This is a genomic window from Parvularcula marina (assembly GCF_003399445.1).
In the GTDB taxonomy this organism is placed as follows: Bacteria; Pseudomonadota; Alphaproteobacteria; order Caulobacterales; family Parvularculaceae; genus Parvularcula; species Parvularcula marina.
The window spans coordinates 1584570-1609666 of sequence record NZ_QUQO01000001.1; the positions used below are offsets into that span (position 1 = coordinate 1584570).

A 25097-nucleotide genomic window follows, 5' to 3' on the forward strand; every position below is an offset into this window, starting at 1 on the left:
ATAAACAGTCACAAACACGTCTCACCCTAAGGCAGAGGATTGTGCCCGTGACTAATGTTACCAAGATCGGCGTCGTTGGCGCCGGACAGATGGGCGCCGGTATCGCCCATGTTTTCGCCCTCGCCGGCCACGACATCGTCATTCACGACATCGATGAGAATAATATCCAGCAAGGGATTGCCGGGATCGAAACCAATATGGGCCGGCAGGTCTCAAAGGATGTCATCACCGAAGACGAAAAGAACGCGGCCATGGCGCGTATCGGGGCGGCTCCAAAATTCGAAGACTTAAGTGACTGCGATCTCGTCATCGAAGCCGCGACCGAGAATATCGAAATCAAGAAAGACATCTTCAGGCGGCTTTCGGCACTGCTGAAACCCGAAGGGATCATCGCGACCAATACCTCGTCGATCTCGATCACGGCGCTTGCCGCCGTCACGGATCGGCCGGAGAAATTTGTCGGGCTTCATTTCATGAACCCGGTGCCGCTGATGAAACTCGTCGAAGTGATCCGCGGCATCGCCACCAGCAATGAGACCTTCGAGATCTGCCGTGACCTGATCGACAAGCTTGGCAAGACGATGGCGCTGTCGGAGGATTTCCCGGGCTTCATCGTCAACCGCATCCTGATGCCGATGATCAATGAAGCGATCTACACGCTGTATGAAGGTGTCGGCACGGTCGAGGCAATCGACACCGGCATGAGGCTGGGTGCGAACCATCCGATGGGCCCGTTGCAGCTCGCAGATTTCATCGGGCTCGATACCTGCCTTGCCATCATGCAGGTGCTTTATGACGGGCTGGCCGATTCAAAATACCGCCCCTGCCCGCTGCTGGTGAAATATGTCGAGGCCGGATGGTTAGGCCGCAAAACCGGCCGCGGTTTCTACGATTATTCAGGCGAGATTCCTGTAGCGACGCGCTAACAAAACAAAGTCGGCGCGGAGAATTACTCCGCGTCGGTTGGCACTGCCTTGCTGATCGCGGAGACAACGTCTTCGTTGCGGAATGGCTTGATCAGGACTTCACTTGCCCCCCATGCGTCCGCCATGGCGATCGCCTGCTCCAGCGTGCGACCCGGGCCGCCGCCTGACATTACCACAACAGGAATGTCCGATCCCTGATCGCGTATGTCTCTGAGGACATTCAGGCCGTGATCTTCCGGCAGCCACAGATCGAGCAGGACGACATCGAAATTCTGTCCATTGTCTGAAAGAGCTTTCCGCCCCTCTGAGGCATTATCAACCTCAGTGACCTGATGACCTTCCATCTCCAGGACGGCAACCAGCCCTTCCCGGACATGCGGATCGTCATCAATAACCAATATGTTCAGCATCCGGATGCCCCTATTCCTTCGACTGCGCCAGGTGATCTGCCAGATGCGCCACGACGCGCGAAAAGGCTGACCTGTCTTCCTGACTGACTTGCCCCAATGCCAGCGCCAGCTCCTGCAGCGGGTCTTCTGACAGTTTCGTTTTTCCCTCATCCGTCAGTTCATAGAAAACGACCCGGCGGTCATCCGGGTTGCGTCTTGAACTGACAAATCCTCTGCGCTCGAGCGCGGCGGCAGCCCTCGTTGCCGTCGAGAGCTCTACGCCCAAAAAAGAAGCGATCCCGGAAGCCGTCCGGGCCGTTTCCCCAGCAAGGTCAAGATATCGCAACACGGGCCATTGGGCGGGCTGCAGGACGAAAGGTCCGCGCTCACGGTAGATTGCCCGAGCCACCTGCTCATAAATCGAAGCAAGGCCCATCAGTTTGCGGTCCGGCGCCTCGCTGGTCATCTGCGCTCTTTTTTGCTGTTGCCAGCAAGTGATGCCTCAAGCTGCTCTTTTTGTCCAGAGCATTGAAATATTCTGACAAGACGTTGTGTTTAATCACATTCTTCGATTTCGACCTCTGCATCGAGGCAGAGCGCCAAAGTGATCGCCGCAGCGCTTGCGGCATTCGAGACACCGAGCTTCTGGTAAATCCGGCGCCGAAACGTATCGACTGTGTGGACGGAGATATCGAGCATTCGGGCGATTGACTTCACGCCCTCGCCCTGAGCCGTCAGCAACAGAATCTGCCGTTCGCGTGGTGAAAGGCGCAAGCCCAGATCATCCATTGAGCGCTTCACGCGGATACGCATATTTCCCAGCTGCAGCCAGTTATCCTGCGCAGGCAACTGATTGTCATTTTCTGATGCAGGTGACCAGGAAGGGCGATGAACGGTTGGCGCCACCGTCTGATCAGTCCGGCGGATCATCGTCGGGTAATGGCTTCCAGCAACTGTTTTGAGAGCTTGCATTCTGTTTCTCCCCAAAATGGACGGCGTATGTACTAGAAGTAGTTGCTATATGCAAGCAATAATTTGCTACTTTTTCAAGCATTTCATGCGACGACATTGTGAGCACAACCGCGGGCCACTACGCTGCCCCGCCTAGGCAGAGGAGCGCGCGAGTGAAACCGGTCCTGGATGACGGGCTTCTGGGCAGTCTGGTACATGGTTCAGATGTACCAGCACTGGCATGCCGTCTCGATAACCGATCAGCATCCCTGACGAACGAGGCCTTCGCGCGCACTTTCGGCCGGGACAATGAGGCCGCTCGCCTGCTGGTCAGCAAGGGAAGCGCCCATCCGGGCACAAGTACCTATAACCTTACCTCAGAAGTCGACGGCATCACACGGCGGTTCCTCCTTGAGAGGATCACCTATCAGGGTCAGGATTGGCTGCTCGCCAAGGGCATCGATCTGCCAGCACGATCAAACATCGACAATGATCCGCCCCCGCCCGCAGAGCCCAGCCTTCTTGACCGCGCCGCCGCCTATCTCTGGCAGGCTGACAAACTCGGTCGACTGGGCTTCTTTTATGATGACTATAGAACCGGTATCTATCATGCCACAGACCGATGGTATGATTTAACGGGTTTCCCAAAACCGGATAAACCGTGCCCGTATGAAGAGCTGGCCAAAAAGGTTCTGACAGAGGAACAGCTTTCAGAAAGCCTGGAGCGACGGGAAAAATCCAAACAGAATGCCGGCGCTTACCGCCATGAGCATGGGCGTGCTGACGGCTCTTATGATACGCACACCCTCATTTCTGACGTACAGGTCGAGGTTGATCCGGATGGAAATCCGGTCGGCGCTTTCGGTATCACGATCGAAGTTCCCGAGCTAAAACAGCTTGAGTACAAGCTACGACATGAGCGAGAGGTCTTCTCTCGCGCTCAGCATATTGCCAGGGTTGGTCATATTCACGACAACATCAAGGCTGGTCACTGGCACGCATCGGAAAGTTTCTTCGAACTTATCGGTCGCCCCCCCATTCATGAGAACATCGTTTATGGCAGTGAGTTGGATGAGCGGATCATCTCTCTTCACAAGGACAAAATCGAAAAACTGCGGTCCGGGTTCAATCAGGGTATCGTCCCCCCCCGTTTCATCTTCGAGACAAAACGCTATCGTACGGATGAGCCAGCTTTTTTCGAAATCTCGTCATACCCTGAACAGGATAATTATGGCGAGGTCATCGGTTATTTCAGTATCGTTGTAGACGTCACTGAATCACGGAAACTTCGTCAGGGCCTGGAAGAAGAGCGCAATCTGCATCTTCAGGCTCAAGAGCTGGCAAAGCTCGGACATTTTATCCTTGATCCCAAAAGCCTCAACGTCACCGTGTCACCAGTTCTCCTAGAACTTGTAGGGGTGGATCCTGATAATCCTCCGCAGACATATGGTGAAATGTCTGACCTATTAGTCAGCACGGAAGATGCAGAAGAAAGCGCCGGAAGATTACGCTCATTCCTCAAAAAGCCTGCCCCCTATCATACAGACATACCAATCTCGCGAGCCGACACTGGCGAGAAGCGTGTTCTAGCCGTCTTTGTTAATCCGGAGACGGATTCTGAAGGCGTGCTCAAGCAGGTCTTTGGGACCATCAGAGATGTCACCGAAGAAAGAGAGCTGGAACGACAACTGGAACTTGAGCGCCGACGGTTTGAACGAGCACAGCGGCTAGGGAAGATTGGGCACGCAGTAGACAATATTTCCAACGGAGCATTCAAAGCTTCTGATGTTCTTTGGGAATTACTCGGCATGCCCCCTATCCGAGAAGATCTACCTTATGAGGAAGTTGCCAAGGCTATTCTCCCCCCTGAAGAGGTGGAAATCAGCCTCAAACGTCGCGCAGAGGCCATCAGAATTGGCGAGCCGTATAAGTTTGAGCTCAACACTACGCGTCGTGATAATGGGAAACCTCTCACCTTCTTTATAGAGAATTATCCGCAAAAAGACAGTGACGGCAATGTCACGGAATTCTTCAGCGTGGTTGCCGACGTGACTGAACAACGGCGCCTGGAACGAGAACTGCAGAATGAACAGGCCGCATTTGAGAGAGCTCAACGCCTCGCCAGAGTTGGTCACTTTACGCAAGATCTCAAGACTCAGGAAATCATCGCGTCCGAAACTGTCTGGCAAATGCTTGGCTTCACCGGAGGCTCACGCCCCCGGAGCTACGAAGAGTTTGCCAGCACCTTCATGAATGCCCAGCAACGCCTTATCACTGAAGAAAGGCAGAAGCAGCTTATTGAGGCGGGTACTGATATTTCCTACGAGATCGATCTGGCTAGGGTCGATACAGGCGAACGAGGTACTTTTGCTGTTGCTCTTCACCCCGACAAAAATTCCAGCGGCAAAATCGTCAGGATCTTTGGCGTTATTGCGGACGTAACTGAACAACGCCAACTGGAAGCCTCGCTGAGAGATGAACGGCAATTCTTTGCCAAAGCTCAAGAATTTGCGCGTCTTGGTCATTTCGTCGATGACCTTCGAGATGGATCATTCTACGCCTCAGAGATGCTGTGGGAGATTGCTGGTCTGAGCACAGATGAAGACCGCCCTAAATCTCACGCTGAGCTTTTAGAGAGATTTTTGACTCCTGCCGAACGCACACTGACTTACGCTCGGCGTGAGCAGGCCATGAAAGATGGACAATCCTATAGCGCTAAGATTCCAGCCAAAGGAAAGAAAGGTGAACCTGTCCGTCAATTCTGGATCGAAGTCTTTCCTGAAAAAGACGATGACGGACAAGTCGTCAGATTTTTCAGTATTGTCCAGGACATTACTGAGCGCGAACTAGCCGAACAAACGCGCGAGCAACTCGAGGAAGCCCTTCAGGAAGCACAAAAACTGGAGGCCCTAAATTATTTTGCTGGCGGGATGGCGCACGAGCTTGGAAACCTTCTCCAACCTGCACTCAATTTCGGCGCACTTGCACACTCTGCCGCATCCAAGGGTAATGCTGCCGCAGCTGCTCTTTATGCAGATCGTGTTCTCGCCGCCGTCAATCGCGCGACAGATGTAACCAGACGCGCCCTCCAATATGTCAGGGAAACACCGACACAGGCAGAAGCGATTTCCCTCTCAGCTGCTCTAGAGTCTGCACGGATTATCCTGCGTTCAACTGCACCGGCGCTTGAATGGCGAATAGATCCCGAACTGAGCAACGTAAATGTCATCGCCGATGAAACCGGACTGCTACAGGTCCTCCTGAATCTGGTCCGTAATGCAGCCGAAGCTGGTGGCCCATCTGTCAAAACCGAAATCAGGATGAGCAAAACCCGTCTTTCTCCAAATGACGCACAACAACGCGGCGTTGCCGCAGGAGAATACGTCCTGTTGACCGTGACCGATCATGGTCCTGGCATCCCGAACAATGTCCGAGGGTCAATATTCGATCCGCTCGTGACGACGAAAACAGGCGGCAAGGGGACCGGCCTCGGCCTCCCCGTTTCAAAAGGTCTGGCGGAGCGTTGGGGCGGTGCCCTCTATCTTGCAGGCACTGGGGAAAAGGGAACAACGTTCGCGATTATCTTGCCTATTGCAGCCTCTGCCCCCAACGGAACTACCGAAGCGTCCGCCCCGACTTTACTGAAATAGAAACACGACAGGCTGAAACGAAAAAATGACGTCAGCTCGTTCGTTGAGCACCATGAGAGCAGCAATAAAATCGACGGACCTTGGAACTTGCCTCTTTGAATAAAGGTCGGCTGACAACCACCTAATACACCTAGATAATTTCTACCCCAGATAATGATAATCGACAGAAAATACTGAAATGAAAATCTCACGGCATTAGCGTGCCGAAATAAAATTTTTACTCCGTTTACTTACATATTAACAGCTCCTGTCGAATTATCATCATTCAGACAAATTCCTTTTGAGCCTAACAAGGTAAACTCTGCCCATAACTATAACAGGGGTGGATGGCGTGAGCGAAAAGGCCATACTCGTAGATATCAGCCGTGACACGTGCCAGCTTGCTGTGATGCGCTGGACGGGCGAAGACCGGCCTGCCTTCATGTTCAACCGCGAATATGAAGCACAGTCGCACGCACGCCTGGATGATATGCTCGATACATATCTTGAGCATTACGACGCCCCCACACCGAAGACACTTGGAATTGCTATCGCAGGGCCGATCACCGGCGATATTGTCAGGTCCATGCACAATCATCTCCATGCAGACATAAATCTGCTCAAGGAGAAATTCGGCTTTAAGCGCGTTATACTTCTCAATGATGTTAGCGCTATCGCTTCATCGATTCCATGGCTTGATCCCGCCGACATACTTCAATTTTCAGGACCTCGCCTATCAGGCCAGTTTGATACAGAGCACGGTCGTTATGGCGTTCTGAATTCCTGTAAGGGACTGGGCTGCGCATCTTTGAATGCAAACGAAGGCCAGCTTACAATCGTCGACTCCGAAGCAGGTCATGCGACATTTGCCTTTACGGGCAAGGGCGCAGAACTCCTCACCAGCCTGCGAAAGAGGTACGGCTTCATCAGTAGAGAAACCGTTCTGACATTCGATGGACTGGTTCGCATCTACAATGCCTTATGTGAAGTCGAAGGCATTTCGAGCTCGACACTCGCCGCTCATGAGATCATCATGTACGGCAAGACGGGCGCCGACCCTCTTTGTCAGCAGACGCTCGATTTTTACTATGATGCCCTCGCATCGGTTGCCGGGGATTTCGCCCTTGAGCGCTGCACGACGAATGGCCTTTTTATCGCTGGCGGCGTTGTCAGGCGGACGATGGAATCGCTTCCTCGTGAAGCGTTTCGCAAGCGGTTCGAAGACAAAGGTGACTTTTCCGAATTCACATCGGCCATCCCGGCCTGCATCGTCCACAATCGCAGCGCCGGACTGATCGGCCTGGCCCGTCATGTATCAGAGAAACTGGCGCAGGATGCAGAAAACCGTCTGAAACCCTTGGGACCAACCATTCTTGAGGAAGTCTCAGGCCACCTTGATCAGTCTGCCTTCATCATCAATGACCGGCTCGAATTTGTCGGCGTGACATCACAAAACTGGTATGACACGCCGGGAGCAGAGACGCTGACCGAAAAGGGCGCGCCCCTCGGCCCGTTCCTTCAGGCGATGGAGAGCTCTCTTCAGCTGACGGATGAAGAAACCGCCGACACACTTGCGGTAAAATTCTCCGGCAATCAGGAATTCGAGTTTACGCGCCGCGTTTTTGGCAGCCGCATACTCAGATGCCATGCCTACCCCCGCCCCTCTGGCGGCTTTGTCGTTATCGAAACGGACCGGACACTCGTTCATAATCGCACACGTGAGCTTGAGACGATTGCCCTGACCCTGCGTCAAGAGAAGAACAACGCGGACGCCGCGAGCCGCGCAAAGTCGGAATTTCTTGCTAATATGAGCCATGAAATCCGTACCCCCCTTAACGGGGTATTGGGTATGGCAGATGTGCTGCGACGTTCCTCCCTTACTCCATCTCAGATCGAGACTTTGGACGTCATCATCTCGTCTGGTAATTCTCTTCTAACCGTCATCAATGACATCCTCGATTTCTCGAAAATCGAAGCCGGCAAAATGCGGATCCAGCAGAATAATCTGGATCTTCAGTCTTGCACGGATGAAGTTGCCGCTATTCTGGCCGCAGAGGTCGACAGGAAGGGTCTTGAACTCATGACTCGCTTCCGTCCTGATACGCCGCGTTGGCTGCTTGGCGATGCGGGCCGCCTGCGCCAGATCATGACCAACCTTCTTGGCAATGCCGTGAAGTTTACGGAAGAAGGTCACATCCTGCTTGATGTGTCTGGGGGTCAGATTGGTGATGAAGCCGACATCTCGATCACCGTCACAGATACTGGATGCGGCATTCCCGACGACAAGCTCGAGACGATCTTCCAGACTTTTGAGCAGGTCGACGGCTCCTCCACGCGGGTTCATCAGGGGACGGGACTTGGCCTCTCGATCACCCGGCGCATGGTCGAGCTGATGGGGGGCACGATTTCGGTCAGCAGTACACTCGGCGCTGGCTCTTCTTTTACCGTTAGACTGCGGCTGCCGCTGGGGGTCGCTGAAGAGCTCTGCCCGAGCAGCATTGACGACGGGCTTGATGGTTATCGTATACTGATTGTTGATGACCAACCGGTGAACCGAACAATCCTTCAGGAGCAGCTATCCGCATGGGGCTGCGAAGTGATCTCCGCCGCTGGTGCATCTGACGCGATCAGCGCGCTCTCACGAGAATTCGAAGAGGGACGCAAGGTAGATGCAGCGATCCTTGACTATCAAATGCCGTATATGGACGGTATGACGCTGGCCAAGGAATTGAAAGCCCAGAAGCAGTATCGGGACATCCCCCTGACACTTCTGACGTCCGTCGGTAGTGTCGTTGATGCGCCTGATCTTGATCAGGCAGGTTTTGTCACTCATCTCGTCAAACCGGCCCGCGCCCAATCTCTCTGGCATGCTCTCGTCAAAGCGCTTGGAAAGGTGCAGCCGGTAACGCAGACTGACAATCCGGATAACCAGCCCGGCTCTGAGGAAATGGACCGCCCGGTCATGCGCGTACTCGTTGCTGAGGACAATGCGGTCAACAGGATGGTTATCACAGCCATGCTGGAGAATGGCGGCTATGAGATCACTATGACGGAAGGTGGCGAAGAAGCCGTCTCTGCCTTCTCAGAAATGAAACCGGACATCGTCCTGATGGATGTACAGATGCCCGGCATTGATGGCCTGGAGGCAACAAAGCGTATACGGTCGATTGAAGAGCAAAACGGCATCGAAGAGCATGTACCGGTGATCGGGATCACGGCGCACACCATGCCCGAAGACCGCCGGCGATGCCTTGACAGCGGGATGGATGATTATCTTCCCAAACCGATCGTCAGAGACAAGCTTTTGGGTGTCATGGAGCGTTTCCGCAAGCAGTCCGCCTGACCGGAAACATCAGACCTCAAGGCTCGCCGTCTTGACGAGGGCAAAGACCCGCTCACCTGCCGTGAGGGCTAGCTCATCTAACGCTTCACGCGTCACCTGCGCCCGCAGGCATTGGCCATCTATCTCCATTTCGATCAGTGCAAGCGGCTGATTGTCTTCAACCGTTGCACCTTTGAAAATGGCCGGCAGGATATTCCTGATGCTGATCTGCTCCGGCTTGTGCCGTGAGATCGCAACATTGCGGGCTTCTATTCTGAGACGAATGTCGGTGCCGGTTGCCATCGCGTTCGCTGTCGGCAGGGAGATGACACCGTCACCAATGGCTATCCGGATCAAGTGATAGGCTTCATCATGGCTGGTGACGGTTCCAGTCAGAATAACGCCCGGCTCAATGCCGCTATCTCCCTTCGCAACACCATGTTCATTGAGCACCGGCACGGTCGGGCCTGACGCCTTCACTCTGCCTGCTGACAGAATAATCGTATTCGAGGCGAGTTGGATCACCTCTCCCACATCATGGCTCACATAAAGCACAGGCATGCAGAAGCGCCCCGGCAGATCACCGATCAGCGAGAGAATATCTGCGCGCCGTCCCCGGTCGAGCGCTGACAGGGGCTCATCAAGCAGGAGCAGACGAGGTCGGCTCAGCAAGGTTCGGGCAAGCGCGACACGCTGGCGCTCACCGCCAGAAAGGGAGATGGGCAGTCTGGGCAGCAAGGGGGATAGCTCGAATGCGTCGATGATATCAGCCTTGGAGAAGGCAGTTTGTGTACTGCCGCTCCGCCGATCCGCGTAGAGAAGATTTCTCTCGACACTCAGATGTGGAAACAGCCGGCCATCCTGAAACATATATCCGATGCTACGGCGATGTGCCGGAACGAACGCGCCACTCACTGTGTCGCAAAGAACATCCGCGCCATGAGCGAGACGGCCGCGATCAGGTCTAAGGAACCCGGTGATCAATCGGAGAAGCGTCGTCTTGCCGCTGCCGCTCGGCCCGAAAATGGCTGTGATCCCGTCAAGCGGGATGGATTGAGCGATACTCAGCTGGAAATCGCCAAAGCCATGCTCGATATCGATCTCCAGATGATCAGTGGGCATGGACGCGATACCGGCGATTGAAGACGTAGACGAACAAAAGAACGCAGAAGGAGAAAAGGAGAAGCAGCAGCGACAAAGCGTGCGCTTCATCATAATTTAGCGTCTCGACATGCTCATAAATAGCAATCGAGAGCACCCTCGTCTCTCCCGGGATATTGCCGCCGACCATGAGGACAACACCGAACTCGCCGAGCGTGTGGGCAAAGCTGAGCACGGCCGCGGTCAGAAATCCCCGTACGGAGAGAGGCACGGCAACAGAAAAGAACGCATCGAGAGGCGAGGCCCGCAGGCTGGCGGCCGCCTCCATCATTTCTCCCGCGACGTTCTCAAAAGCCGCCTGCAACGGCTGGACCGTGAAAGGGAGAGAATAAAGAACCGAGGCGATGACGAGCCCCGCGAAAGAAAAGATCAGTGTGTCGCCTGTCAACGTGATCCAGAAACTGCCGATCGGAGATGACGGATTGAACGCCAGCAGGAGATAAAATCCGAGTACAGTTGGCGGCAGGACAAGAGGCAACGCCACCACAGCCTCGATCGCGGGCTTCAACCTCGTTCGTGTCCGAGCCAGCCACCAGGCGAGAGGGGTGCCGATCAGGAGGAGCAGAACCGTCGTCACGACTCCGAGCTGCAGCGTCAGCCATAGCGCATCGAGGTCAGGCAGGCTCATTCCGTCTCATACCCATGGCCGCGGATCAGAGCTTTCGCCTTCTCACTTTTCAGGAAGTTGATAAAGTCAGTCGCGGCGGCATTCTCACCCCCGTGGCGCAACAGGACCGCATCCTGCCGGATCGGATCGGAAGATTCTTGAGGCGGGATCCACACGAGCCCAGTCTGCTCGCGCACTTCCGGATCAAGCTGTGACAGGGCAACGAAGCCGAGTTCTGCATTCCCTGTCCAGATAAAAGCATAAGTCTGGCCGATATTCTCCCCAAGGACGATCCTGTCCTGAAGAGCTTCGAAAAGGCCGAGCGTGGTGAGAACCTGCCTTGCGGCCTGCCCGTAAGGCGCCAGTTCCGGATTGGCGATCGCAAGACGCCGGAAGCTCATCTGTTCCAGCCGGTCTGGGCCTGCGGATTTCGCGATCGGATCAAGAAGGACAATCCGCCCGACAGCATAGGTGAACCGGTCTTGTGCTCGGCTCACTTCAACCAAACGGCGAGGCCGTTCCTGATCCGCCGAGAGGAAAACATCATAGGGCGCGCCATTGATGATCTGGGCATAGAGTTTGCCCGTCGAGCCCGCCGACACCAGAAGATCGTGTCCGGATTGTTCCTCAAAGACCAGCTCCAGCTCATCCATGGCCGGCTTGAAATTGGAGGCAACGGCAATCCGCACGACTTCGGCCTGTGCGACCGCCAAAAGGCCCACCAGCATCGTAGAGATGACAGCCAGAGCGGACATGAGATTCTTGGTGGTGAACATGACGGCTGATCCGTATACGGGTTTCATCACCCGCATACAGCCAGCATGGCTTCTACGGGAGAAGCCGTGATATTGAGATTTTCAGCCTGTCGGGGTCAACCCCGCCCCTGATCAGGAGCTTTCGAGCGTCAATGATTCAGCCGCTGTGGCGCTTGCCACCTCGCGTTCCGACTGGGCAAAGCCATATGCCGGCACGATTTCACCGCTGCGGTCCGCAACACTGTCCCATACCGCAATCAGACGCTCACCTGCCTGCTCATCCGTACCGATGAACTCACCATTCGTCAGCGTAATATTGGCTTTCGCAAAATGCCCGGCGCCCGCGCATAGGATTGCGCGTGTCGGCGCGTCTTCGCCGACCAACGCCAGAAGGCCGGGGCTGACCAGCGCGGGATCAAGCTGGCGGAGGCTCTCCTCGGAAAGCACACCCTCGGTCATTTGGGTTGCGGCCGTCGGTGCGAGCGCGTTGACCCGAATGTCATAACGCTCCCCTTCGATCGCGAGCGTCTGCATCAGGCCAACCAGCGCCATTTTCGCGGCCCCATAATTGGCCTGTCCGAAATTGCCATAGAGGCCCGACGAGGAGGTCGTCATAACGATGCGGCCATAATTCTGTGCCCGCATGATCGGCCAGACCTTGTGACAACAGATCGCCGCGCCCATCAGGTGAACATCCATCACCAGCCGGAAGTCATCTAAGTTCATCTTGCCGAAGCTCTTGTCACGGAGAATGCCGGCATTGTTGATGAGAATGTCGATCCGGCCCCATTCATCGATGATCCGGGACATCATCGATGTGACGTCCGCTTCATCCGTGACCGAACAGGTGATGGCCATCGCCTCCCCACCCTGCTCCTGAATTTCGTGGACGACATTCACGGCGGCTTCTGCGGAGAGGTCATTGACGACCACTTTCGCGCCTTTGCCTGCAAGATAAAGCGCATGGGTCCGGCCAAGGCCGCCGCCAGCCCCGGTGATCAGTGCGACGCGGCCCTCAAGCGACGTTTCAGATACAGCATTCGTCATGTGTTGCCCTCACATTTACTAACTCACTAGTGAGTGAATTACTTATCCATCAAGATTTTGGCTGATTGTCCAGTCACTTGGCAGGAAATTGATCTCACTCGTCTTCGTGCCGCCCCTTGCCGCAGAGCTCACGGAAACCCGCCGCCATGAAGGACGCCATACGGGCCTTCACGGCCGAAAAATCATCAGACTTGCAGACACCGCCGGAGAGTTTGTCGATCCGGCCCGTCCTTGCGAGCGTCAGGAGAAGCGCGCCACTGACGAAGTGATAGCCCCAGAAGATGTCCTCTTCCGAACAGTCCGGCAGCGCTTTCTTGAGAAGGTCGATAAGCCTGAGGACGACCGGGTCAAAATGGTCATCCATGAGGTTGGCGCCCCATTCGGGCGTGTTGGCGACGAGAGCGCCCAGCGCGCCATAATTCTTCCAGCTTTCGCCACCCTGGATATAAAGATCGAGGTCGGTATCAAGGAAAGCATGTAGCGCGCCTTCGACTGTCGGCTTGCCGGCGCAGGCTTTCTCATACTCATCGAGCGCTTCGATCCGTCGCGTGCTGGTCACGACGGCGCGGCGAGCGAAGACCTCATCGAAGAGCTTTTTCTTGTCGTCGAAATAATAGTTCAGAAGTGTGTGATGAACGCCCACACGTTTGGCCACGTCTTTCAGTGTGACGCCATGCAGCCCGTGTTTCGAGAACAGAAACTCGGCTTCGTCGAGGATCTGTTCCATCGTCTCGGCGCGTTGTTCGGCCTTGGTCGTCCGCCGGCGTGTTTTGGTCTGCTTCGTCACCACGTTCTCTTCTAGCCCCAAACAGTGGTGATCAACAATTAGTCACGCCTCGGGTCAAGCTCTCCATATTCGGCACGAAGTCGCATCTTGTCGATCTTGCCCGTCGGGGCCAGCGGCATGGAGGGCAGGCGCACCACGGCATCGGGGATCCACCATGACGCAAATCGGCTGCGCAGAGGCTCGAGCAGGGTTTCATCACTCACATCATCGCTGTTGAGGGTCTCGACCAGCAGGATCGGCCGCTCGCCCCATTTGGGGTCCGTCCGGCCGATGACAGCCGCAAGAGAGACTTCGGGCAGGGCCCCGATGACCGCTTCGATCTCTGCGGGGTTGATCCACTCACCGCCCGATTTGATGAGATCCTTTGCCCGCCCAGTAATGGCCAGCCGGCCCTCCTCATCGATTTTGGCAAGATCGCCTGTGCGGAACCAGCCCTCCTCATCAGTCGCCAGCTCTTCCTGTCCGAAATAGCGTTCAAGAACTGCAGCGCCCCGAACGAAGAGATGTCCCTCTTCGCCCCGCTGATTGGCAAGCGGCTTGCCGCTTTCATCTTTAAGCAGAAGATCGACGCCGATCGCGGGTTTCCCGGCATATTGAGCCGAGATACTGGCCTCATGCTTCGGCGTGACCGTGCCGGAGGGCGAAAGCTCCGTCATGCCCCAGCTAGACTGCACGCTCGCTCCAAGGCGGCGTTCGATCCGCTCCAAGAGCGCAGGCGGCAGCGGCGCCCCGCCCATGATGATGCGCTTGAGAGTGGGCAGCTCGATCCCGGCAGCCTCAACATGCTCAAGAAGGCCGAGCCAAACTGTCGGCACCCCAACCCCGACCGTAACATTCTCGGTCTGGATGAGATGCGCGAGATTCGCACCATTCGTCTGACGGCCCGGCAGGACGAGTTTTGCGCCAATGGCTGGCGCCGCGAAGGGAATCCCCCACGCATTGGCATGGAACATGGGCACAACCGTCAGGATACTGTCTGTCCCCGAGAATGCCATGACATCCGTCTGCAAGAGACGAAGCGTATGCATGAAGCTTGAACGGTGGGTGTAGGTCACCCCCTTCGGCTGACCTGTCGTCCCGGAGGTAAAGCAGAGCCCGCAAGGCGCCGTTTCCGGAAAGTCCCCCCAGGGAATATCCTGCGGCTGATCGTCGATGAGCCGCTCAAGCATCTGAACCCCCGGGGCGCCGTTCGGCCCCTTGGTCTCCGTTGCCTCACCATCAATCACAAGGATCTGGACGAGGCCCGGCGCATGCTCTGCCATCTGATGAGCTAGCGGGAGGAGGTCCGCACTCACCACAAGGATGCGCGCCTCTGACTGGCAAACCATGTCGCCGAGCTGTGGAGGGGTCAGACGGGGGTTGAGTGTATGACACACGGCCCCCATCCCCATGATCGCAAACCACGCTTCAAGATGCGCTTGGGTATTCCAGGCCAGCGTCGCAACGCGCTCACCCTCTTTGACGTCGAGGCCAGCGAGTACGGACGAAACGGCCTTGCTCCGCTCCATCAGCCCGGCATAGCCGATACGCGTGCTCTCACCGTCCAGCCCGGCCGTGACGATCTCTGCATCGGGATGCCATTTGGCCGCGTGGGTCAGAAATTTGTCGAGGGTCAGGACAAAGTCCTGCATGGCGCCATCAATCATGGGCAATCCGCCGTCTCTGACGGAAGAACCGGGGACCAGAGCCCGGTATTCCAGTTCCATGGCAGCGAGCCGGCAGCGCGGCGGCGGCACACAGTTTCCTCGTGCAGCTCATACATGCCCGGCATCAGATGGTGATCAGCACGCGGATGATCCTCAAACGCCATATAGGCTTCATCCTCATCAAAGGACGCCCACTCTGCCGCTCCCGGCGCCGATGGCGTCCCGGTTTTCGCAAAATTGGCCCAATAGGCCGTCATGGCTGCGGAGAGTTCCTTCTCGGCATCCGTGTCCGGAATTTTCGGCCAGTTCATGGGCGTCAGGTCGAGCGTGCCGAAGACATAAGGGAGCTCGGAGGCGTGAAAACCGTGCAGCCCTCTTTCATCTGCCGCCGGATAGCCATGGTCGAACATGTAGAGATATGCCGACTGGCCCAGCGCGGTCTGGTATTTCGCCATGCGCTCGGATGTCCAGCCATAGAGCGCATCCCGCGTCGTCGCGACGATGCTGTCTTCTAGCGTGTCTGACGGATAGAGCCGCAGGAATTCATCCGCGAGATCGCCGTAACGGTCGCGGATGACGTCTTCATAGTCTTCGGCACTGTCAGGCGCTGCAGGCGCAAGTGCCCGCATGGATTTGACTTCACCACTGTTAAAACCGACGAGGAGCGGCACAGGCGCCTGCTCTCCGCGTTCAAAGACAGCAACAGGCTGGTCAGGAATGATCACACCATCAACGACGCCGAAAGGCGCGAAGCGGACCTTATTTGCCTGCTCATAAACTTCTTGCGCATCCATTGCGCGCAAATCCGCAATATTCTCAGCTCCCATTGCTTTTGCCGTGGCGAGCCCGACATCCTCAGCTGACGGAACGCCATGCTGCATCTCGGCGAGAGCCGGTGTCGTGACCATATAGGCGCTCTGGGCAATTGCCCCGTCGAACAGGCCTTCGGCTTTGGGGGAGGTCATCAGATACATGACGCTCAGCGCGCCAGCAGATTCGCCAGCAATAGTGACCTGCTCCGGATCACCACCGAAGGCGCTAATATTATCCTTGACCCATTCGAGTGCCGCGACCTGATCGAGCAAGCCGTAATTGCCCGAGATTCCGTCAGGTGATTCTGCGCTTAATTCCGGATGCGAATAAAATCCCAGAACGCCGAGACGGTAGTTGACCGACACAACAATAACACCCTGCTCTGCGAATTTCGTGCCCTCATAGAGCGGCTCTTTGCCCGAACCGGCACGCAGCGCGCCGCCGTGAATCCAGAAAAAGACAGGCGCGTCCTTTGCGTCCTCCGGTGCCCAGATATTCAGGGTCAGACAGTCTTCGCTGATCTCACCGATGTCATAGGCATAGACGCTCTCGGAGGATGCGTTCTTCAATTGAGGCTGAACGCAGGCAGGCCCGAATTCCTGAGCGTCCTTTACCCCATCCCATGCCGCGAGCCTGACGGTGGGCTTCCAGCGCATGTCCCCAACCGGTGCTTCCGCGTAAGGAATACCCTTGAAAATGTTGATCCCGTCTTGGGCGACGCCTTTGACCTTGCCCGCAGGAGCTGAAACGACAGGTTTGTCATCAGCGACATGGTCATCACCTGCATCGGCGCACCCCGATAGCAATACCGCACACAAACAAATAAGCGACTGAAATGACTTGTGCATTATGCTTCTCCCATGATCGGGCCGCTCTCGTGCAAGCCTTCAGGATCATGACGATACTCTCGAAAATTCACCGAGGGACCGGCAACCTTCCGAGCTGAAAATCCCCGGCTGCTCAGGAAGCGCAGCCGGGGAGTTGGTTGCAAAGCCGGCCAAAGAGTCCAGGGAGCGCTCTTTGACCGAACCATGCTTAGATGCCGTAGCTCAACCGGATACCGATGGTCCGGGGAATGTGTGTGCCGTACTTACTTTCGATGAAAGCTTCCGGGTGCACATAGGTGAGCGAGTCGTCGTCGAAGAGGTTCTCGACATAGCCAACGACAGTCCATTCACCCATATCTGCACCAAGAGAAAGGTTCACCTTCTCCCAGCTATCGGTGAAGTCATATTGCGGGCTTTGGACACCCGGCTGACCCGGCACGTTCGGGAACAGTCCCGGGAACGAACCGACATGGACGATGTTCGCGGAGAAGAAACCATCCGCTGAGTCACCGATATCGAAGTTATAGCGAAGGCGCGCTGCACCCTGGAATTTCGGCGAAGCCGTCCGGGCACCTTCAACGGCGCCTGAGAAGGCTGCCTCTTCCGCAGTCAGCTCAGTCACTTTCGATTCGTTGATGGCGCCATTCACGCTCAGGACCAGATTATCAGTTGGCAGAAGTGTTGCTTCGAACTCAAAGCCCTTACTTTCGATCTGACCGATATTTGTCGCAAACTGAACAGAGTCAGAGACCCGGTTCGCCTGCACCTGAATGTTACTCCAGTCGATGTAATAGGCAGCAAGGTTGGCACTCAGTTTGCCATCCATCCAGACGCCCTTCATGCCAACTTCGTAGCTCTTGAGGTCATCGGAATCTGCACCCTCCGGAATGATGATATCATTCGGGTCAAGAGTACTTGCAAGGCCTGCACGTGCGTTCCGGACTGGCGCCCGGAAACCGGTCGCATAGGTGGCATAGGTCGTCACCGCAGGCGTCAGATCGTAAGAGACGCTTGCCTTGTAGGACGGGCCTGTTTCCTCAGCCTTCTCCCCTTCTTCGGGCGGAATGGCCGAAACCGTCAGCGGCCCCGTCGCGAAGGTCAGCGCTGCCAGCAGGTAGTTACTATTATACCCACCAGCCTCGGTGTACCCTTGCGCATCGGTGGTACCGTAACGCAGGCCACCAGTGAGGCGTAGCTTGTCACTGACGTGATAGGTCAGCTCACCAAAGCCGGCGATTTCGTTCTGCCGCGCATGTGTTTTCGCACGCTGATAATATTCGTCCGGAAGACCGGTCAGCCCGCGCATGTCGAGGAACTCCTGCGTTCCGCGATAGTTCAGATCGACGTCCCGGCGCTTGGTGAAATAAAAGCCGCCAACGATCCAATCCCACTTTCCGCCGGCAGCCGAAGCCAGACGCAGCTCCTGGGTGAAGATGTCATCATAAGCATCCGCATCAAGAGCAAATGGAATCGTCTGCCCGAATGTGGCCGCCAGGTCGACATAGAACTTCTGATCGAACGTCGTATAGGTCGAGGAGCTGGTGAAGCTGGCCCAGTCCAGATCATATTCGACAGTACCATTGTAGTTCGTCAGCTTACCGTGGAACTGGTCAGGACGGTCAGAGACGTGCACACGGCCAAGTTCAGGGCTGATGGTTGCCGAATCTTCGGGGTTACTTTTCTCATGCGAGAAAAGAAGCCTCACGGATAGACGATCGGTTGGCTCGACGAGGAAAATCGCACGTCCGCCGTAGTTTTTCAGGACGTTGGAGTTTTCAATACCGGTTCCGGCATTATCGACCCAGCCATCCTCATGACGATAGAAGCCGACAACACGCAATGCTGCTTTGCCCTCGATAACGGGCACGTTGACCATCGCATTATACCGCTGACGGAAGGCGTCTTCATCAATGACGCCATAGTCAACGAGGGCGGAATAATCGAAATTATCGAGATCCGGGTTCTTCGTCAGGATACGCATCGCGCCGGCGAGCGACCCCGAGCCGAACAGTGTCCCTTGTGGACCGCGCAGGAACTCGACGCGCTCAACATCGAACAGGTTCGGGTCGATAATGGTCGAGTTCCCGTTCGCAGAGATAGGCACTTCGTCGATATAAACAGCAACCGTACTTTGAAGGTTGGCATTATAACCATTGGTGGCAATACCGCGTGCGGTGAAATTGTTGAAGTTCGCCGTCGGCTTGTTGAGGATCACCCCCGGGGTTTCATCCGCGATACCTTCATATCCAACGACGCCCTTGATCGAGAGCTCCCGTTGGTCGAATGCCGACACACTGAGAGGCACATCTTTGATGCTCTCTTCGCGACGGGTCGCCGTGACGATGATTTTATCTTCAGTGGCGGATTCGTCCGCCGACGTGTCTGTGTCCTGTGCAATAGCTGCTGGCAGGGACATCAAAAGGATCGCGCTTACCGATCCCAAAAGTTGGGCCTTCATAGACTACCTCCCGTTCATGCCGATCTCCCGCCGGCGTGTTCGAAAACTATTGTTCAAGATCGGCCCCATGTCAATTTCACTATCACGTGTGTGAATGTTTTTCTGGGCGCGGTTCCACAGATAGAATCTGTTGGCGAACTCAAAGCGATTATTCCTTTATCATGTTTATTTTCAATATCTTACAGCGTTTCTTCGATTTCCGCGGATCGTGATATCACCCCCTATGAGCTGAGAATACGGCGCGAGAATTGACCGAGTGTTTCGATTGAGCAACACTCACTCACATGTGAATGAGCGTTAAAACAGCTCAGTTCGGGAGGACAATTTGACCATCATCCGCAGGACGTGCGCGCACTTTCCCGTAACGCCATATATAGAGACCGGAATGATCAGACGGATCGGGATTTGCGCCTCACTACTGGCCCTGTCGGCATGCGGAGCAGATGAGACTGCCCCCTCCCCCAAGGACCTTGTCGCAGCTCGCCCGATTGGCACCGAAGAAATTGTGACGAGCAGCAGACCGGCCCCAGAGGGCCCGCCGTCCAATCCTCTCCGTAATGTCTATTTCGGCGATCTGCACATCCACACACGGAATTCTTACGACGCCTATCTCTTTAATGTGCGGGCTACACCGGACGATGCCTATCTTTATGCCAAGGGCGGCACGATCAAGCATCCGGCAGGCTTCGACATCAAAATGAAGTCGGGGCCGCTCGATTTCCTCGCCGTCACGGACCATGCTGAATATCTCGGCGTGCTCGAGGCGATCGACACGCCCGGCACGGAATATTCAACGGTTCCTTACGCGAAGGATCTGTTCTCAAGCGATACCGGCAAGGTCATCAGCGCCTTCAGCCTGTTCGTGGACAGCCTTGTCAGTGGAGAGCGCCGTGACGATCTCTCTGACCTGTCAGCCACAAGGTCGGCATGGCAGGAGACGATTGAGAGTGCGGCCCGCCATAATGATCCGGGCACGTTCACGACATTCATCGGATATGAGTTCACGTCCGCACCGGAGACGCGAAACCTCCACCGCAATGTCATTTTCTCCGGCACGGATGTGCCGCCGCTCCCTTTCTCGGAATTTGAATCCCAGAACCCCGAGGAGCTCTGGAACTGGCTCGACGAGCTGCGCGAGAGCGGCACCGAAGCCTTGGCCATTCCTCATAATGCCAATGCCTCGGATGGGACGATGTTCGAATATGTCAAATGGGACGGTCGGCCGATCGACCGCGCCTATGCTGAACAACGTCTGCGCAACGAGCCGCTGGTCGAGCTGATCCAGAATAAGGGGCAGTCGGAGACTATGCCCCTCCTCTCCCCGAATGACGAGTTCGCCGGCTTTGAAGTTCGGGAGACCTATGTCGGCTCGACCAAGCCGATTACGAAATTTGCAGGCAGCTATGTCCGCGATGCCCTGAAGCGAGGCCTCGAAATTGAAAATGAGGCTGGGGTTAATCCGTATAAGATCGGCTTTGTCGCGGGCAGTGACGGCCACAACGCCGCCAGCGCCTATGCGGAGGACAATTACTACGCCAATCATGGTGTGTTGGATGGAACGGCTCGGCAACGCGGCTCTGTCCCGCCCCCGGATTATGAAAGCTGGGAAGATTATTACGCAGACGGACGGCCCGCCGGGGCTTCTGCGGGATCAGGCGGGCTGACCGCAATCTGGGCGGAAGAGAATACGCGAGACGCCCTTTACGCAGGCCTCCGCCGCAAGGAGACCTATGGGACATCAGGTCCCCGTATTAAGGTGCGCCTCTTTGCCGGCTATGATCTCGATGGGATCGATCTTGCGACCGATGAAGGCGTTGAAGCTGCCTATCGGCACGCGATTCCCATGGGTGGTGATCTGACTGCCAAGCCCGGCAGCGCCCCGCAAATCGCTGCCATTGCGATGCAGGACATCGATTCCGCCCCGCTGCAGCGCATACAGATCATCAAGGGCTGGGTCGATGATCGCGGCCAGTCACATGAGCAGGCGTTCGACATGGCCTGCGCCGATGGCGGCACGGTTGATCCGCTGACCCATCGCTGTCCCGACAATGGCGCAGACGTCGATCTTTCGACCTGCGCGATCTCACCGGACAAGGGCGATGCGCAGATTGCCGGCCTGTGGACGGACCCTGAATTCGATGCCGGGCAGAATGCCTTTTATTATGCCCGTGTGCTGGAGAACCCGACCTGCCGTTGGTCGACATGGGATGCCGTGCGTGCCGGCGTCGCCCCCAATCCGCGCCGTCCTGCGACCATTCAGGAGCGTGCCTATACGTCGCCCATCTGGTACAGCCCCGCGGATGTCGACTGATCCCTCGCCCCAAGCGGGCCTTTCCTCCTTACGCGCTTCCGGATCCAGAGCGATCCGCGAACCGCTGTTCCAGTTCTTGCTGGTCGCGATCGTCCTCTTCACGCTCAACAGCCTTCTGAATGGCGGCGAGGCAGAAGGGGACGGGCAAACCATCACCATCCCTGAAGGCCGGGTGTTGCAGATCGCGGAAAGCTATCGGCTGATGTCCGGCCGGGCGCCCAGCCGAACGGAGCTTGAAGCTCTGATTGCGGACTATGCTGATGAGGAGATTGCCGCCCGCGAAGCGGCCGCGCTCGGGCTAGATGCGGATGACACGATCATCCGCCGCCGCCTGCAACAGAAATTGACCTTCCTCGTAGAGGACAGTGCCGCGACAAGTGAGCCGACAGCCGAAGACCTCGCCGCCTATTTCGAAGCGCATCGGGAGGACTACATCCTCCCCGCCCGGCTCGCCTTCCGGCAAATCATGGTCAGTCCCGACAAGAGAGGGGACACAGCGCCCGCCGAGGCTGCTGCAATTCTCGAAGAGCTGAAGGCCGGGACGAACCCAACCTCGCACGGCGATCCGTCGATGCTGCCCAAATCCATGACACTGAGCCCCGAGACCGGAATCGCGATGGTCTTTGGCCAGAGTTTTGCCGCCACACTTTTCGCCAGCGACAAAGAAGGCTGGTTCGGCCCCGTCCGCTCACCGATCGGCCTTCATCTCGTTGAGATCACGAGCCGCGAGCCAGCCCGCATGCCAGCCTTTGCCGAGATCGAAGCGCAAGTCGCTGCCGACTGGATGGCTGAGAACCGGGCCTTTGCCCGCAGTGAGTTCGAGGAAGACCTTCGCGAGCGTTATGACGTCACGATCGAGTGGCCAGAGGCCTATCGTGACGGCCCGGCCGGGGAATGATCTTGCACTGGCGCCTCTATTTCCTCCTGCCCCTGATCATCGCAATTTGCGGGACCGCCTCCGCACATGAGGTCCGGCCCGCATATCTTGAACTTCGCGAGATCGAGCTGGGCACCTATGACATATTGTGGAAGACCCCGGCGCGAGGTGATCTACGCCTTGCCCTGAATGTCATCCTGCCGGACAGCTGCATCACCACCTCCCCACACCGCACCGTCCCGGTTGAGGCAGCCGTGATCGAACGCTGGCGTACGATTTGTGAAGGCGGGCTGCAGGGCCAGACGATCCGTATCGAGAATCTTGAGACCAGCCTGACGGATGTCATCCTGCGGGTTGAACCGCTTGAGGGAGCCGCCTCTACGCTGCGGCTCGACGGCGCTACCCCATCGTTGGTGATCCCACAGAAGCAATCAGGATGGGCGGTCGCCCATTCCTATTTCGATCTGGGGGTCGAGCATATCCTGCTCGGCTTTGACCACCTGCTCTTTGTCCTGTGCCTCCTATTGCTGGTCCGGAATGTGCGCAGGCTGATCGGTGCCGTCACCGCCTTTACGGTCGCCCATTCGATTACGCTGGCCGCGACGACTCTCGGGCTGGTGCACCTCGCCATCGGGCCGGTCGAAGCGCTGATCGCTCTTTCGATCGCCTTTCTGGCTGCCGAGATTATCCGGGTACATAAGGGACAAACAGGCGCCACAGCACGCTGGCCCTGGATTGCCTCTTTCGGCTTTGGCCTGCTGCACGGGTTTGGCTTTGCCTCCGTCCTCGCGGAAATCGGCCTGCCAGGCGAAGCCCTGCCGGTCGCCCTCCTGTTCTTCAATATCGGGGTCGAGGCCGGCCAGCTCCTCTTCGTCGGGGCTGTCCTGCTCGTCATGCTCCTCCTGCGGCAATTCTCCTCCCGCCTGCCGGAATGGAGCTGGCGCGCGGCCCCATACACGGCGGGCAGCATCGCGATGTTCTGGTTCATTGAGCGCACGGCCGGCATTATTTTCTGACTCCCCGGCTAGAAGATTTTCATTCACACGTTAGTGAGTATTGACGACCGGTGCCTTCGCCCTGCATGATGCCGCCCAAGACCCGAATACCAATCATGAAAAAGATCGGGGAGGACGACGGATGAGGAAAGCGGCTGCCGCGCCATTCTTGGCGCGCGATACTCACGCCTGTAGCTCTGTGCACGTCCTTCTTTGCGAGGGAACACCGAGCCATGTCTGAGACCCCAATAGCCAATCCGGTGAACCCTGCCGCAAACACCGGCAACTCCGCTGATCCAAAGCCGACAAAGCGCGCCTGGGTCGTGCTGGGCATCCTCTGTTTCGTCTATATTCTGAATTTTCTGGACCGTCAGCTGCTCGCGATCCTCGCCAAGCCGATTCAGGATACGCTCAATATTTCTGACACCCAGCTCGGGCTGATCACGGGCCTCTATTTCGCATTTTTCTATTGCTTCATTGCCATTCCGGTCGGCTGGCTGGCGGACCGGACACACCGGGTCGGCATCCTGTCTCTAGCCTGCGGGATCTGGAGTGCCGCGACTTTGGCCTGCGGGCTCGCCAAATCCTATCCGCAACTTGTCATTGCCCGGATGACCGTCGGCTTTGGTGAAGCGGGCGGTGTGCCGCCCTCATATGCGATCATCACGGATTACTTCCCCAAGGGGAATCGCGGCCGGGCGCTCAGCATCTTCAATCTTGGCCCGCCCATCGGGGCAGCCCTCGGCATTGCCTTTGGCGCCGCCATTGCCGCCGCCTTCAGCTGGCGGATGGCATTTATCGTTCTAGGCGGTATCGGAATCGTCACAGCCATCGGCGTCGCCCTGTTCGTCAAGGAACCGCCACGCGGCGCCTTTGACAAAGTGTCGGACCAAGAACGACAGGAGAAAGCGAAATTCTGGGAGACACTGAAGATGTTCTTCTCCCGCAAATCGCTGATGCTCGCTGCCCTAGGCAGCGGATCGACCCAGTTCATCACCTATGGCCTTGGGAATTTCACCACACTTTACCTGATGCGCGACAAGGGCATGACGTTGAGTGAAGTGGCTCTTTGGTATTCCCTCATCGTCGGCTTTGGCATGGGCGCCGGGATCCTCGTCTCTGGCTGGGCGATCGACAGGTTCACCCGGAAGTCAAAACAGGCTTACGCGCTTGTCCCGGCCGCCTCTCTTGCGCTCGCTATTCCGTTCTATCTGGCATTCGTCTGGGCACCGACATGGGAGTGGTCGCTGATCTTCCTCATCGGCCCGATGTTCCTCAACTATTTCTATCTCTCCTCCTCTGTCGCTCTGGTGCAGGAAGAGGTGAAACCGAACCAGCGTGTCATGTCTGGTGCTCTCTTGCTCCTTGTCATGAACTTTATCGGGCTCGGGCTCGGGCCGACCTATGTTGGCGCGGCGAGTGATTTCTTCCGAGCTGATTTCCCGGAGAATTCACTTCAGATCGCGCTCTTCACACTGACTCCATTCTACGTCTTTGCGATCATCCTCTTCCTCTGGCTGGCGAAGGTCCTGAAAAAGGAAAGTGAAGACGCCGCCGCGGCTGTATGATAGGCCCTGCCCGCAATAGAGGGCAGGA

Annotated in this window: 18 protein-coding genes; 7 read left to right on the forward strand and 11 right to left on the reverse strand. The window is 56.7% G+C overall.

From position 1 onward, the window contains the following. The first annotated feature begins 47 nt into the window (after positions 1–47). Positions 48–926, forward strand: a complete 879-nt coding sequence (locus tag DX908_RS07595) for a 3-hydroxybutyryl-CoA dehydrogenase (protein ID WP_116391758.1) — start codon at positions 48–50, stop codon at positions 924–926. Positions 927–949: 23 nt separating this feature from the next. On the opposite strand, the gene DX908_RS07600 is transcribed toward DX908_RS07595, so the two are convergent. From DX908_RS07600 to DX908_RS07610, 3 genes are all read right to left on the reverse strand, one after another. After that, entirely contained in the window at positions 950–1336 is a 387-nt protein-coding gene (locus DX908_RS07600) for a response regulator (protein WP_158548572.1), read from the reverse strand. A gap of 10 nt (positions 1337–1346) precedes the next feature. Further along, positions 1347–1781, reverse strand: coding sequence for a MarR family winged helix-turn-helix transcriptional regulator (locus DX908_RS07605; RefSeq protein WP_116391760.1), 435 nt, complete (start codon positions 1779–1781; stop codon positions 1347–1349). An 89-nt stretch (positions 1782–1870) separates the two neighbouring features. Next, complete coding sequence (locus tag DX908_RS07610; RefSeq protein ID WP_116391761.1) at positions 1871–2287, reverse strand: helix-turn-helix transcriptional regulator; 417 nt, start codon at positions 2285–2287, stop codon at positions 1871–1873. A gap of 152 nt (positions 2288–2439) precedes the next feature. On the opposite strand from DX908_RS07610, the gene DX908_RS07615 reads away from it, so the two are divergent. Both DX908_RS07615 and DX908_RS07620 read left to right on the forward strand, forming a co-directional pair. Next, positions 2440–5916, forward strand: coding sequence for a PAS domain-containing sensor histidine kinase (locus DX908_RS07615; protein WP_147303752.1), 3477 nt, complete (start codon positions 2440–2442; stop codon positions 5914–5916). Between the two features lie 331 nt (positions 5917–6247). Beyond that, positions 6248–9238, forward strand: a complete 2991-nt coding sequence (locus DX908_RS07620) for a glucokinase (RefSeq protein ID WP_147303753.1) — start codon at positions 6248–6250, stop codon at positions 9236–9238. 9 nt (positions 9239–9247) lie between these two features. On the opposite strand, the gene modC is transcribed toward DX908_RS07620, so the two are convergent. From modC to DX908_RS07660, 8 genes are all read right to left on the reverse strand, one after another. Beyond that, a complete protein-coding gene (gene modC / locus DX908_RS07625; protein WP_158548574.1) occupies positions 9248–10339 on the reverse strand; it encodes a molybdenum ABC transporter ATP-binding protein in 1092 nt (363 codons plus the stop codon). Next, the gene (gene modB, locus DX908_RS07630; protein ID WP_116391765.1) at positions 10329–11006 is read right to left on the reverse strand and encodes a molybdate ABC transporter permease subunit; all 678 of its coding nucleotides are present in this window, start codon (positions 11004–11006) and stop codon (positions 10329–10331) included. The genes modC and modB overlap by 11 nt, the downstream gene beginning before the upstream one ends. Beyond that, the gene (gene modA / locus DX908_RS07635) at positions 11003–11761 is read right to left on the reverse strand and encodes a molybdate ABC transporter substrate-binding protein (RefSeq protein ID WP_199564631.1); all 759 of its coding nucleotides are present in this window, start codon (positions 11759–11761) and stop codon (positions 11003–11005) included. The genes modB and modA overlap by 4 nt, the downstream gene beginning before the upstream one ends. 111 nt (positions 11762–11872) lie before the next feature. Next, a complete protein-coding gene (locus DX908_RS07640) occupies positions 11873–12787 on the reverse strand; it encodes an SDR family NAD(P)-dependent oxidoreductase (protein WP_116391766.1) in 915 nt (304 codons plus the stop codon). Positions 12788–12881: 94 nt separating this feature from the next. Next, positions 12882–13514, reverse strand: coding sequence for a TetR/AcrR family transcriptional regulator (locus DX908_RS07645; RefSeq protein ID WP_116393027.1), 633 nt, complete (start codon positions 13512–13514; stop codon positions 12882–12884). A gap of 98 nt (positions 13515–13612) precedes the next feature. Beyond that, the gene (locus tag DX908_RS07650) at positions 13613–15220 is read right to left on the reverse strand and encodes an AMP-binding protein (RefSeq protein WP_116391767.1); all 1608 of its coding nucleotides are present in this window, start codon (positions 15218–15220) and stop codon (positions 13613–13615) included. Continuing rightward, positions 15217–16881, reverse strand: coding sequence for a carboxylesterase/lipase family protein (locus tag DX908_RS07655; RefSeq protein ID WP_116391768.1), 1665 nt, complete (start codon positions 16879–16881; stop codon positions 15217–15219). The genes DX908_RS07650 and DX908_RS07655 overlap by 4 nt, the downstream gene beginning before the upstream one ends. A gap of 187 nt (positions 16882–17068) precedes the next feature. Then, positions 17069–19318 carry a TonB-dependent receptor gene (locus DX908_RS07660; RefSeq protein ID WP_116391769.1) on the reverse strand — a complete coding sequence of 750 codons (2250 nt, stop codon included), beginning with the start codon at positions 19316–19318 and terminating at the stop codon, positions 17069–17071. A gap of 385 nt (positions 19319–19703) precedes the next feature. Between DX908_RS07660 and DX908_RS07665 the strand changes: the two genes are divergently transcribed. The 4 genes from DX908_RS07665 to DX908_RS07680 all read left to right on the forward strand — a co-directional run bounded on the left by DX908_RS07665 (position 19704) and on the right by DX908_RS07680 (position 25069). Next, positions 19704–21629: a DUF3604 domain-containing protein gene (locus DX908_RS07665; protein WP_116391770.1), complete on the forward strand. Its 1926-nt coding sequence runs from the start codon at positions 19704–19706 to the stop codon at positions 21627–21629. Next, complete coding sequence (locus DX908_RS07670) at positions 21619–22527, forward strand: peptidylprolyl isomerase (RefSeq protein ID WP_158548576.1); 909 nt, start codon at positions 21619–21621, stop codon at positions 22525–22527. The genes DX908_RS07665 and DX908_RS07670 overlap by 11 nt, the downstream gene beginning before the upstream one ends. After that, complete coding sequence (locus DX908_RS07675; protein WP_116391772.1) at positions 22524–23522, forward strand: HupE/UreJ family protein; 999 nt, start codon at positions 22524–22526, stop codon at positions 23520–23522. Before DX908_RS07670 ends, DX908_RS07675 begins: the two co-directional genes overlap by 4 nt. Before the next feature lie 212 nt (positions 23523–23734). Next, the gene (locus DX908_RS07680) at positions 23735–25069 is read left to right on the forward strand and encodes a spinster family MFS transporter (protein WP_116391773.1); all 1335 of its coding nucleotides are present in this window, start codon (positions 23735–23737) and stop codon (positions 25067–25069) included. Positions 25070–25097 lie beyond the last annotated feature (28 nt).